Source organism: Pseudolysinimonas sp. (genome assembly GCF_044239695.1).
Taxonomy (GTDB): Bacteria; Actinomycetota; Actinomycetes; order Actinomycetales; family Microbacteriaceae; genus Pseudolysinimonas_A.
The window spans coordinates 1-12,322 of sequence record NZ_JBIIAW010000006.1; the positions used below are offsets into that span (position 1 = coordinate 1).

The following is a 12,322-nucleotide window of genomic DNA, read 5'->3' on the forward strand; positions in this document are numbered from 1 at the left end:
TCTGGAACTTCACGGCCTGCGCGCCGGCGTCCGCCGCGACGTCGATCAGCTTCTTGGCGATCTCGACGTCGCCGTTGTGGTTGAGGCCGATCTCGGCGATGACGTAGGCCGCGAGGCCCTCGCCCACGACGTGGGATCCGATACGGACGTTCATGGTGTTCTCCTTGTGTTCGCTGTGGTCTTCTGGTCGGCCCGCTCACGGGCGGCGAGGATGCGCTCCGCCGCCTCGCGGACCGCGCCCCGCCCGCCCGGGCTCCCGAGCACGACCCGGGCCGCGGCCAGCACCCGCGGGTGCGCGTCGGGAACCGCGAGCGGCCAGCCGACGAGGTCCAGGCACGGCAGGTCGTTGACGTCGTTGCCGAGGTAGGCGATGCGGTCGAGGCTGAACCCGTGCTCCGCCGCCCAGGCGCGCAGCACCGAGGCCTTGTCGCCGAGGCCCTGACGCACCTCGACGCCCAACTTCGCCGCGCGCGCGCCCACCACGGGGTTCGTCTCGGTCGAGAGGATGAGGGTCGGCACTCCCGCCTTCCGCAGCAGGGCGACGCCCATGCCGTCCCCGCGGTCGACCGTCACGAACTCCGCGCCGTCCTGCCCGACGAGCACCGAGTCGTCGGTGTGCACCCCGTCGAAGTCGGTGACGAGTGCGTCGACGTCGAGGGTCGCGCCCGACGAGACGAGCGGAGCGATCGCCGTGGCGATCCGCAACTGCTCCTCGGTGTCGATCTCGAGCGCGTGACGTTCCTCGACGACCGCGACGCCGGTGCGCCCGAAGAAGCGGTGCCGCGCCACCCGGAAGCCGGCGGCGTCGAGCACGTAGAACGCGCCGGTCTCGAGGTACTCCGGTTCGCGGTCCTGACGGCGAGGACGCGCGGCGGGATCGTGGTTGACACCCGTCATCCCCTCGGCACCATGGCGCCAGAGGAAGCCCCACGCCTGCGCGGCCGAGAACACGACGTCCTCCGGCCCCTCCGCGACCCGGCCGATCGCGTCGTCGAGATCGGCGGCGTCGATGAACGGCGAGGTCGCCTGGAGGAAGACGAGGATGCCCGCCTCGATGCCGTGACCGCCGAGCACGTCGAGCGCGTGCAGGAGCGCCGACTCGCTCGACGCGGTGTCCCCCGAGAGGTCCGCCGGTCGGTCGACGACCTCGGCGCCCCACTCCCGAGCGACCGCGGCGATCTCGGCGTCGTCGGTCGACACCACCACGCGGTCGACCCGGGAGGCGTCGCGAGCCGCCGCGACCGCGCGTGCGACCAGCGGGATGCCGCCGACCCGGCGCAGGTTCTTCCCTGGCACGCCCTTCGACCCGCCCCGCGCCGGGATGACGGCGACGACCTCGCCCCGGCTCATGCCGACGCCTCCAGCACGCGCGCGAGCGTCGTGTCGGCGCTCGACCCCGACGACCTGACCTCGAGCCCGTCCAGCCCGGCCAGGAAGAGCTCGACGGGAAGCCCCGGCTCGACCACGGTCACGCCGGGGATCGCCCGGATCAGCTCGACCTCGGCGGCGGACTCGCGGCGATGAGGCAGGTACACGGTGGCCGCCGCCGCCGCGAAACGGCGCACCTCCGCCCGGTGCGCGACAGCGTCGAGCAACCCGTCGGCGACCCGCGACGTGCCCAGCAGCACGCGACCCGCGGGCAACCGCGGCGGCCGCGCGGTGCGGCGGGTCCACGCGAACCGATGGCCGCGCAGCCGCACCCCGAGAGCGGCGGCAGCGGCGAACCCGGGATCGTCCGTGCCGAAGATGGTGAAGAACTCGAGGCGGCCGTGGCCGGCGAGGCCGAGAAGATGGTCGCGCGTCAGATCCCCGAGCACGCGGCGCAGGCCCGTCGAGTGCTGCTCGGGTCGTTCGAACGCGCACTGTCCGGCCAAGGCGGCGGCGAGGCGCAGGCTCATCGTGCCGTCGTCGAGGAGGGTCACGGCTCGCGGTCGGAGCACCGCGGCAGCGAGTCGGAACTGTCCCGAGAGCCCATCGCCGACCACCCACTCGGACGCCCGCGCCAGCTCTCCCCAGGGGATGCCGACGTACGGGATGCAGGAGGCGAACGGCGCGCCGCGGGAGAGTAACTCCGCCGCGGTCTCCGACATCTGCGGGCCCAGGCGGAAGACCGCGCGCATCCGCACGCCGCGGTCGGCCGCCAGCTCGGCCGCCGAGACGAACTGCAGGGGCGACTCCACCCACACCACCGGATAACCGGCCATCACCGCCTCGATCTGTCGCTTGCTGAAGGCGACACGTCCACGCTCACCCGGGACGGTGGACGGCATCCGTCGTCGAGGTGTCGGGCAGGTGAACCGGAAGCGTCGTCGCAGTTTGGAGGTTCCCGCCAATTCGCGGCAGGGAAGCGTCGATAGGCTGAAGACCGTGACCGACGCCGCCTCTACGCCCGCGCCCGACCTGCGAACGACTGCCGGGAAGCTCGCGGACCTCAAGGTCCGCTACCACGAGGCGGTCACCGCGAGCGGCGAAGCCGCCATCGCGAAACAGCACGCGAAGGGCAAGAAGACCGCCCGCGAGCGCATCGAGCAGCTCCTCGACCAGGGCTCGTTCGTCGAGCTGGACGAGTTCGTGCGGCACCGCACGACGGCTTTCGGGATGGACAGGAACCGCCCCTACGGCGATGCCGTCGTCACCGGCACCGGCACCATCCACGGCCGCCAGGTCGCGGTGTACTCGCAGGACTTCACCGTCTTCGGCGGGTCGCTCGGCGAGGTCGCCGGGGAGAAGATCATCAAGGTCATGGAGCTCGCGCTCAAGACGGGCGTGCCGATCATCGGCCTGCTCGACTCGGGCGGCGCGCGCATCCAGGAGGGCGTCGTCGCGCTCGGCAAGTACGGCGAGATCTTCCGACTCAACACCGCGGCGTCGGGCGTCATCCCGCAGATCTCGGTGATCATGGGCCCGGCCGCCGGCGGCGCCGTCTACGGACCCGCCCTCACCGACTTCGTGATCATGGTCGACAAGACCAGCCAGATGTTCGTCACCGGGCCGGACGTCATCAAGACCGTCACCGGCGAAGACGTCGGGATGGATGAACTCGGCGGCGCCCACACGCACAGCCAGCGCACCGGCGTCTCGCACTACATGGCCGCCGACGAGGACGACGCCCTCGACTACGCCCGCGCGCTCATCTCGTTCCTGCCCGACAACAACCTCGTCGAGGCGCCGGTCTACGAATCCGACATCGCGCTGGAGATCACCGACGAGGACCGACGGCTCAACACCGTCATCCCGGACTCGCCGAATCAGCCGTACGACGTCACGACGATCATCGAGTCCCTCGTCGACAACGGCGACTTCCTCGAAGTCGCGCCGCTCTTCGCCCCGAACATCGTCATCGGCTTCGCGCGCATCGAGGGACGGAGCATCGGCATCATCGCCAACCAGCCGCAGGCGATGGCCGGCACGCTCAACATCGACGCCGGCGAGAAGGCCGCGCGGTTCGTGCGGTTCTGCGACGCATTCTCGATCCCGATTCTCACCCTCGTCGACGTGCCCGGCTACCTCCCCGGAACGGATCAGGAGTGGACCGGCGTGATCCGCCGCGGCGCGAAGCTGATCTACGCCTACGCCGAGGCCACGGTCCCGCTCGTCACCGTCATCACCCGCAAGGCCTACGGCGGCGCGTACATCGTGATGGGCTCCAAGCAGCTCGGCGCCGACCTCAACTTCGCCTGGCCGACCGCCGAGATCGCCGTCATGGGAGGTCAGGGCGCGGTGAACATCCTCTACCGCGGCGAGATCAAGAAGGCCGAGGAGGCGGGAGAGGATGTCGCCGCCGTGCGCACCCGTCTCGCGAACGAGTACACGTACAACGTCGCGAACCCGTACCTCGCGGCCGAGCGCGGAGAGCTCGACGGGATCATCGAACCGGCGGCGACCCGCGTCGCCATCGTGAAGGCGCTGCGGGCCCTGCGCACCAAGCGCTCCTCGCAGCCGCCGAAGAAGCACGGGAACATCCCCCTCTGATGCCCGAACAGCAGCCTGCGCCCCAGATCCGCGTCCTCGGCGGCAACCCGAGCGACGAGGACGTCGCCGCCGTCACCGCCGTGCTCGCCGCCGCCCTCGATGAACTCGCGGGCGAGAGCCGCCGCCGTGGCGACGAGGGTCCGACGGGGTGGCAGGTCAGCCAGCGCGCGATTCGCGCGCCGCTGCCGTTCGGCGCCTGGCGCGACTTCCGCGCCTGAGCCGCGCCGCGGAATCCGTCGTCGCCTCGCGCGAAGTCGTCGAATGAGAGCGTCCCGACGCGGCATCCCGGGGCACTTGTCCCCCGGATCAGAGGCGTAATCGGAGAATTTCCCCCCTGTTTTCGGCAGTTGGGAGAGCTGATGTCCCCCGAAATGACGACTTGGGTGATGCCGGGTGCCCGGGTACCGTGGAGTCAGCAGGTGAGTCTCGCATCGCGAACTCACCACCATGGATCGGCGACAAGGGTAAGCGCGCCGATCATGTGGGGGCGAGTCAGGGCGATATTCGGGTTGTCGCCCTGACTCGATTATTGGGCGGGGCCGGGTCATCGATCCGGCCCCTTTCCCATTCCCCCGCGCGCGCGAACGCGTCATCCGCCAGGACGACGTCTCCCGCTTCTCCCGCCCATTAGAGTTGTCGCGACCCGCGCCCCCCTTTGATCAGAGGTACTCGTGACCGAAGCCGCCGTCCCGACGGCCTCCGCCCCCGCACCGGCCCGCCGTGGAGGCTGGCGCTCGCGCGTCGGGCACGCCATGTATCTCGCGGCAGGCCGCCTCGACTGGGCCGAGCCCGAGATCAAAGGCCTCGCACAGCTGGTGCATCCGGGCGACACCGTGATCGACATCGGCGCCGGGCTCGGCATGTACACGGTGCCGCTCTCGTACCTCATCGGCTCCACCGGGCGGATCGACTCGATCGATCCGCAACCGCGCAACTTCCACGTCGTCCGATTCCTCCGCGGGCTGGTCGGCACGGCCGACGGCAAGCTGCGCCGCGTGGCCATGGGGCCGCAGCCCGGCGAAGGCGAAATCGTCGTGCCGGTGAACGGACCCTTCCCGATCTTCGGCCACGGCCACCTCCGCCCGGTCGGGACGCCGTCGGATCGACGCGTGCACCGGGTCCGCACCGACATCGACACGGTCGACGCGTGGGTGGAGCGCGAGAACCTGGGCCGGATCGCGTTCATCAAGATCGACGTCGAAGGCTTCGAGCCGCTCGTCGTCGAAGGGGCCCGGGGCGTCATCGACCGTGACCGTCCGAGTCTCCTCATGGAGATCGAGGATCGTCACCTCGTGCGGTACGACCGCGACGCCGCCGGGTTCCTCGCCGAGATCCGCGATCGGTGGCCCGAGTACCGCATGTACACCTGGGTCGACGGTGCGTGGACGCGCACCGACGCCGTGCGGCCCGAGGTGCGCAACTACCTCTTCGCGACCGAGAAGGCGCTTCCCTAGACGGTCCTGGGGATCTCGAGCCAGAGCTCGACCTCGTCGTCGTCGAGCGAGTCGCCGAGCAGGCTGGCGCTGCCGTCGTCGCTCGACCGCAACCCGACGACGGTCACGGCCACGTCGGACCCCTCGGGCACCGTGCGGGCGATGACTTTGTCGGCGTTCGTGCGGCGCAGCGCGTCCGCGAGCGCGCCGAGCACGCGGTCGAGGTCGTCGCCTTCCAGATCGTCGATGCCGCCCTCGTCGAGGAGAGTCACGGTCGTGCCCCTCCGCCGGGCGAGCATGACCTGCTCCCGCACGGAGTCGTTGAGCAGCTTGCGGCCGCGGATCTCGTCGCGGATGGCGCCTTCCAGGTGGAGGCACTCGGCGCGTTGCGCCGCGGTGAGGTCGCCGGCGCTCTGCTGGATGGTGCGCAGCATCGGCAGCGCCATGACCGTCGTCTGCCCGAGGCGGAACTGCCGCTCGTTGAGGTGGGCTTCCTGGGCGGCCTGCCACTCGGCCGCTCCGCGCTCGGCCACCGCGAACCGCTGCGAGTCGCGGACGGCCTTCGCGAGCGCGTTGGTGAGCAGGTGCGCGACCCCCACCCAGGACGCGCTGCCGATGACCCCGAGGCTGGCGAGCCCGTCCGGGCCCGCCCAGAACACGGTCTGCACGACGAGGAACCCGATCCCGAACCACGCGAACCCGGGGCGCCGACGCACCGCCGTGATCGTCATCAGGGCGCCGATCGCGGCGACGTACCAGGTGGCGTACCCGTTGCCGCCCTCACGATTCGGGTCGAGCACCAGCGTCACCAGCATCGGCATGACGACGGCGATGGCAACGGCGAACGCGGCGAGCCAGATCGGCATCCGCGGACGCTTGTCGGGGATGAGAATGGCGACGGTCGCGAGCGCGTAGATCGCCAGGGCGGCGACGACGGTTTCGCTCGACGACGCGAAACCGAAGGGCAGCGAGTAGATCCCGAGCACGATGATGTAGCCCGAGAACAGCGCCGCGACCAGCACGATCAGCGGTCGCGGGACCGTGACCCTCACGTCGCCTCCTCGGTCTCGCGCGGAGTGCTCTCCGGTGCGGCGGGGCTCGCGCCGTCCCAACTGAGGGTCACGACGGTGCCTTCACCGGGCGCGGTGTCGATCCGGGCCTGCCCGCCCGCGCTCGACACCCGCTCGAGGATGGACACACGGACCCCGAGACGCTCGGTCGGGATGAGGGCAGGGTCGAAGCCGGCGCCCTTGTCGCCGATCTCGATCGTGAACGCCTCGTGGCCGTGCGAGCGCACGTCGACCCACCGGTCGACGCCGTGGCCGGCGTGCTGGAGGCTGTTGACCATCGCCTGCACCGTCGCGGAGTAGGCGGCTTCGGCGACATGCACCGGGATCAGGCACCACTCCTCGGCGAAGGTGCGCACCCGGTAGGTCTGGGACATCGAGTCCGCGGCGCTGACGATCCGCTGCGCCACCATCTCTCCCGAGACCGTCGCCTCGGAGTCGGGGGCGACCGCGACCGCCTCGCGCAAGTGACCGATCGCGTTGCTGGCCATGGTCGCGGCGAGGGCCTTCGCTTCCGGCGTGAAGGCGCGTGCCGCAGAGAGCAGCGTCGTCAGAACGCTGTCGTGCACGATCGAGTCGACCTGCACCCGCTCCGCCTCGGTCGCGTGCTGACGCACGGCGTGGGCGTAGCGTTCGAGGGCGTTCTGCTGCGCCGTGTCGACGCCGCTCGCCGCCGTGCGCAGCACGACGATCAGGATCAGGATGCTGCCGCCGAGCAGGATCGAGTACACCGAGTCGAGCAGGGCCCTGCCGACTTCGACGTTGCCGCCGGGCGGGGTGATGCGGATGAGTCCGTAGAGGATCGGCGTGCCGACGGTGTAGAGCACGGCGATGGGCAGATCCATCGCGACGGATGCCATCGCCGTCGCGATCGTGAGCAGGAAGTAGAGCCAGTAGCTGTCTCGCGGCGCGTCCGCCTCGCTGAGCACCGCGAACGGCCAGCTGACCAGGGCGATCAGGTAGATCACCGCGAACGCGACGTACGCGGACCGCACCATCCGCTTGAGGGTCGCCGCGACCGCGCAGGCCACGAGCGAGGTGATCAGCAGGGTGAGGATGGCGACGTTCCACGCGGGTGCCATGTTGGGCAACTGCGCGAGCTGGAGCGGGATCGACTGGAGGAAGAACGCTCCGCCGATGACGGCCGCGAGCCGCGCGACGGCCGCGTCGACGCGGAGGAGGCTGAGCGGGTTGCGAACCGGACGCCCGAACGCGGGCTGACCGGTTGCCAGCTCAGGCGTCGCCACCGTCGGGGTCGAGACCCGGCAGGATGCCGTCCTCGACCGCGCGGCGGAGCAGATCGACCTTCGTCGGGGCGGGGCGACCGACCTCGACGTATTTCACGCGGATCCGGTCGAGGTATTCGCGGGCCGTCGAGTAACCGATCCCGAGTTGTTCGGCGGCGAGTTTGAGCGGCAGACCGGAGGCGTACAGGTGCAGGATCTCCCGCTCGCGTCGGCCCAGTTGCGCCTTGGCGAAGTCGCGGTCGGCATCGATCGCGGTCGCCCACTCGAGGTTGTTGAGCACCTCGCCGCGCGCGACCGTGGCGGCGGCGATGATGACCGTCTTCGTGGCCGACGACTTCGGGATGACCCCCGCGGCTCCCGCGGCGAGAGCCTCGCGGACGAGACCCACGCGGTCGGCGATGCTGTGGATGAGCACGGCGGCACCGGCGCCTTGCACGCGCTTCACGTTGTCGGTGACGGTCGATCCGTCGCCGAGCGACAGGTCGAGAACGACGACATCGACCTCGCGACCCGCGAGTGACGTGATCAACTCGTCGACATTGGCGCCGACGGCCACGACGTCATAGCCCTCGTCGGCGAACGCGGCCTTGAGCCCCAGGCGCACCGACTCGTGGTCGTCGACGATCGCGACGCGGACCCCCGACCTGTCGGGCGCGCCGGACGAGTCGGCGGCAGGGCCAGGATCGACCGTCTGCGACATGCTCATCCGTTCTTTTCCCCGCGATCGGACTAGCAGCATCCGGGCGGTCCTGATCCGCTCCTTATCGTACTCTGACGCCAGGTGGGCGGGCCGATCTATCCACACCCCTAGTTCAGGGTTCGGGATCAGCGGCGACGGAAGGTGCCGACCGCCTCGACGTGATGCGTGTGCGGGAAGAGATCGAGGGCGCGCAGGCGATCCAGCTCGTACCCCGCCTGCGCGAGCACGGCGACGTCGCGGGCGAACGCCACCGGGTCGCAGGCGACGTAGACGATCTGCGCGGGTCCCGCGGCGGCGAGCGGCTCGAGCACCGCGGCACCCGCCCCCGACCGCGGCGGATCGAGGACGACGGTCGCGGCGGCGAGCCGGGCGCGCTCCGTCACCGAGGCGTCGGCCAGCCCGCGCGCGAACGACTCGACGCGCGCGGTGACGACTGCGGCGCCCAGCCACTCCGCGAGGTTCTCGGCGGCGTGCTCGGTGGCACGTTCGTCGGACTCGACGGAGGTGATGCGGAGCCCTGCGCCGAACCTGTCGCCGACGGCGGCGGCGAGAAGCCCGACCCCGCCGTAGAGGTCGAGGTTGGCGGCCTTCGGGTCGAAGAGGTCGGGGTCGATGGCATCCTGCACCGCCGCACTGAGCGTCGCGGGCGCGGCGGTGTGCACCTGCCAGAAGCCGGTGTCGTCGACGCGGAACTCGCGATCGCCCACCCGCTCGCGGATGACGGTGGGCTTCTGCGCCCCGATCACCAGTCGCGCGCCCTCACCCACGCTCGGCGCGAGGATCGTGACGGTGCCGGCCCCCGGCATCCGCTCGGAGAGGGGGGCGTGCTCGCGCACCGCGTCGACGGCGAGCGGGAGCCCGGCGACCGCGATGACCCGGTGCGAACGAGCCGCGTAGGGTCCGAGCCGGCCGTCGTCGCCGACGTGCAACCGCTCGCGCGTGCGCCAGCCGGTGCCGTCGGCCGTGGACTCCGGCGTCGAACCCGGCAGCGCCTCGACGACGACCTCGCGCTCGACCTTCGCCATCCGGCTGAGTGCGTCGACGAGCACGCCGGCCTTCAGGTCGCGCTGGAAGGCGAGGTCGATGTGCCCGTAGTCGGCTCCGCCCGGCCGGCCGGCGGGGTCGCGGTCGACGGATGCCTCCGGCCAGACGTGCGCTCGCCGGTGCGGGCTCGGCTCGAGCACCCGCACGGTGTCGGCCCGCCAGAAGCTCTTCTTGGTGTCGTCGGTGACCCGCGCGACGACCTTCTCGCCGGGGATCGCATCCGCGACGAAGACGACGCGGCCCTCGTAGCGCGCGACGGATTCACCGCCGTGGGCCATGTTCGTCGTCTCGACCTCGATCTCGCGGCCCTGCATGTCGCCCATTCGAGCAAGCTTAGGAGGGTGACCGTGCCCTTCCACCTCGCCTCCACCTCCCCCGCACGCCTCGCGACGCTGCGGGCCGCCGGGATCGAGCCGATCGCGATCGCCCCCGGCGTCGACGAGGAGGCCGCGGTCGCCGCTGCCGGCCCGCTCGCGCCGCCCGAGATGGTGATGCTCCTCGCCCGGCTCAAGGCGGAGGCCGTCGCCGTCGCCCACCCCGACCTCGACGGCCTCGTCTTCGGCGGCGACTCGGCGTTCGAGTTCGACGGCACGGTGTACGGCAAGCCCCACCTGCCCGAGGTCGCCCGCGACCGCTGGCGCGCCCACCGCGGCCGCTCCGGCCGCCTGCACTCGGGCCACTGGCTCATCGACCTGCGCACCGGTCGGGCCGTGGGCGCGCCCGCCGTTGCCACCGGGAACTTCGCCGACGACATCACCGACACCGAGATCGACGCCTACATCGCCACCGGCGAGCCGCTGGAGGTGGCGGGGGCGTTCACGATCGACGCCAAGGGCGCCGCGTTCATCACGTCGATCGAGGGCGACCCGCACGCGGTCGTCGGTTTGAGCATCCCGTTGCTGCGCGACCTCACCCGACGCCTCGCGATCGACTGGCCGGATCTCTGGAACCGCTGACGACCACCCCGGGCGACAGCGGCATCCGTTCGGCGCACTGACGATCGGCCACCGCGTTTCGCGCGCGTTTCTGTGGGACGCCGACAAAAAGAACCCCGGAGCCGAAAGATATGCTCGGGAGTTATGGCCTCCGCCCCCGCACGTCGAATCACCAAGGTGCTCATCGCGAATCGGGGGGAGATCGCCGTGCGCGTCATCCGGGCCGCGCGTGATGCCGGCATCGGGTCCGTCGCCGTCTACGCCGACCAGGACCGCGACGCCCGGCACGTGAAGCTCGCCGACGAGGCCTACGCGCTCGACGGCACCACCTCGGCCGAGACCTACCTCGTCATCGAGAAGCTGCTGTCGGTCGCCCGGCGCTCCGGGGCGAACGCCGTGCACCCGGGATACGGGTTCCTCGCCGAGAACGCCGACTTCGCCCGCGCCGTGATCGACGCCGACCTCATCTGGATCGGGCCCTCGCCGGACTCGATCGAACGGCTCGGCGACAAGGTGTCGGCCCGGCACGTCGCCGAGAAGGTCGGGGCTCCGCTGGCACCCGGCACGCTGAATCCGGTGAAGGATGCCGCGGAGGTGCTCGAGTTCGTCGATCAGGTCGGCCTCCCGGTCGCGATCAAGGCGGCCTTCGGCGGCGGCGGACGCGGCCTCAAGGTCGCCCGCACCCGCGAGGAGGTGCCGGAGCTGTTCGACTCCGCCGTGCGCGAAGCCGTCGCCGCCTTCGGCCGCGGCGAGTGCTTCGTCGAGAAGTACCTCGACGAACCGCGCCACGTCGAGACCCAGTGCCTCGCCGACTCCGCCGGCACCGTCGTCGTGGTCTCCACACGCGACTGCTCGCTGCAGCGCCGCCACCAGAAGCTCGTCGAGGAGGCCCCCGCGCCGTTCCTCACGCCCGAGCAGACCGAACTGCTGTACACCTCGTCGAAGGCGATCCTCAAGGAGGTCGGCTACCTCGGGGCCGGCACCTGCGAGTTCCTCATCGGCAAGGACGGCACCGTCTCGTTCCTCGAGGTGAACACCCGCCTCCAGGTCGAGCACCCGGTCTCGGAGGAGGTCACCGGCATCGACCTCGTGCGCGAGCAGTTCCGCATCGCCGAGGGCGGCCTGCTCGACCCCGTCGACCCCGTGACCCATGGGCACTCGATCGAGTTCCGCATCAACGGCGAGGATCCGGGGCGCAACTTCCTGCCGACCCCCGGACCGGTCAACATCCTGCGCTTCCCCGGCGGACCCGGTGTGCGCGTCGACTCCGGCGTCACCACGGGCGATGTCATCTCCGGCTCGTTCGACTCGCTGCTGGCCAAGCTCATCGTCACCGGCCACACCCGCGCCGACGCCCTCGAGCGCGCCCGCCGCGCCCTCGACGAGTTCGAGGTCGCCGGGCTGCCGACCGTGCTGCCGTTCCACCGCAAGATCGTGCGCGACCCCGCGTTCCTCGCCGAAGACGGCCACTTCGGCGTCTACACCCGCTGGATCGAGACCGAGTTCGTCAACGACATCGAACCGTGGGGCGGGATGCTGCCGGAATCGGGGGCGCCCGAGAAGCGTCACTCCGTCGTCGTCGAGGTCGAGGGCAAGCGCATCTCGGTGTCGCTGCCCACGAAACTGCTCCCCGGCTCCGGCTCGGTCTCGGCGGCTCCCGCGCCGAAGAGACGCTCGGGCGGCGGCGGATCGTCGTCGGCCACCGGCGCCACCGTGCAGGCCCCGATGCAGGCGACGATCGTGAAAGTCGCCGTCGCCGAGGGCGACAAGGTCGTCAAGGGCGACCTCGTGCTCGTGCTCGAGGCGATGAAGATGGAGCAGCCGATCACCGCGCACAAGGACGGCACGATCGCCGCCCTCGACGCCACGGTCGGCGCGACGGTCTCGGCCGGCCACCGGCTGCTCGCGATCGAGGACTGACCGC

At 71.1% G+C, this 12,322-nt stretch carries 11 protein-coding genes and 1 pseudogene; 5 read left to right on the forward strand and 7 right to left on the reverse strand.

Going from position 1 to position 12,322, the window contains the following annotated elements; genetic code table 11:
- The 3 genes and pseudogenes from ACILQS_RS01845 to ACILQS_RS01855 form a co-directional block, all read right to left on the reverse strand.
- Positions 1-154 (reverse strand): annotated as a pseudogene (locus tag ACILQS_RS01845) (N-acetylneuraminate synthase); the annotation flags it as partial.
- A complete protein-coding gene (locus ACILQS_RS01850; RefSeq protein WP_395638395.1) occupies positions 151-1,350 on the reverse strand; it encodes a cytidylyltransferase domain-containing protein in 1,200 nt (399 codons plus the stop codon). The pseudogene ACILQS_RS01845 and the gene ACILQS_RS01850, both read right to left, overlap by 4 nt.
- Entirely contained in the window at positions 1,347-2,270 is a 924-nt protein-coding gene (locus tag ACILQS_RS01855) for a hypothetical protein (protein WP_395638396.1), read from the reverse strand. Before ACILQS_RS01855 ends, ACILQS_RS01850 begins: the two co-directional genes overlap by 4 nt.
- An 88-nt stretch (positions 2,271-2,358) precedes the next feature.
- On the opposite strand from ACILQS_RS01855, the gene ACILQS_RS01860 reads away from it, so the two are divergent.
- From ACILQS_RS01860 to ACILQS_RS01870, 3 genes are all read left to right on the forward strand, one after another.
- Positions 2,359-3,972, forward strand: coding sequence for an acyl-CoA carboxylase subunit beta (locus ACILQS_RS01860; RefSeq protein WP_395638443.1), 1,614 nt, complete (start codon positions 2,359-2,361; stop codon positions 3,970-3,972).
- Positions 3,972-4,190, forward strand: a complete 219-nt coding sequence (locus tag ACILQS_RS01865; RefSeq protein ID WP_395638397.1) for an acyl-CoA carboxylase epsilon subunit — start codon at positions 3,972-3,974, stop codon at positions 4,188-4,190. The genes ACILQS_RS01860 and ACILQS_RS01865 overlap by 1 nt, the downstream gene beginning before the upstream one ends.
- A 453-nt stretch (positions 4,191-4,643) precedes the next feature.
- Entirely contained in the window at positions 4,644-5,426 is a 783-nt protein-coding gene (locus tag ACILQS_RS01870) for an FkbM family methyltransferase (protein WP_395638398.1), read from the forward strand.
- On the opposite strand, the gene ACILQS_RS01875 is transcribed toward ACILQS_RS01870, so the two are convergent.
- The 4 genes from ACILQS_RS01875 to ACILQS_RS01890 all read right to left on the reverse strand — a co-directional run bounded on the left by ACILQS_RS01875 (position 5,423) and on the right by ACILQS_RS01890 (position 9,786).
- On the reverse strand, positions 5,423-6,457 hold the full coding sequence (locus tag ACILQS_RS01875) for a hypothetical protein (protein ID WP_395638399.1): 1,035 nt from the start codon (positions 6,455-6,457) through the stop codon (positions 5,423-5,425). The genes ACILQS_RS01870 and ACILQS_RS01875 overlap by 4 nt on opposite strands.
- On the reverse strand, positions 6,454-7,719 hold the full coding sequence (locus tag ACILQS_RS01880) for a sensor histidine kinase (RefSeq protein WP_395638400.1): 1,266 nt from the start codon (positions 7,717-7,719) through the stop codon (positions 6,454-6,456). The genes ACILQS_RS01875 and ACILQS_RS01880 overlap by 4 nt, the downstream gene beginning before the upstream one ends.
- Positions 7,706-8,419: a response regulator gene (locus ACILQS_RS01885; RefSeq protein ID WP_395638401.1), complete on the reverse strand. Its 714-nt coding sequence runs from the start codon at positions 8,417-8,419 to the stop codon at positions 7,706-7,708. Before ACILQS_RS01885 ends, ACILQS_RS01880 begins: the two co-directional genes overlap by 14 nt.
- A gap of 125 nt (positions 8,420-8,544) precedes the next feature.
- Complete coding sequence (locus ACILQS_RS01890) at positions 8,545-9,786, reverse strand: class I SAM-dependent RNA methyltransferase (RefSeq protein ID WP_395638402.1); 1,242 nt, start codon at positions 9,784-9,786, stop codon at positions 8,545-8,547.
- Positions 9,787-9,804: 18 nt separating this feature from the next.
- Here ACILQS_RS01890 and ACILQS_RS01895 point away from each other — a divergent pair, with 18 nt between their 5' ends.
- Entirely contained in the window at positions 9,805-10,419 is a 615-nt protein-coding gene (locus tag ACILQS_RS01895; RefSeq protein WP_395638403.1) for a Maf family protein, read from the forward strand.
- A 123-nt stretch (positions 10,420-10,542) separates the two neighbouring features.
- Positions 10,543-12,318, forward strand: coding sequence for an acetyl/propionyl/methylcrotonyl-CoA carboxylase subunit alpha (locus ACILQS_RS01900; protein WP_395638404.1), 1,776 nt, complete (start codon positions 10,543-10,545; stop codon positions 12,316-12,318).
- Positions 12,319-12,322 lie beyond the last annotated feature (4 nt).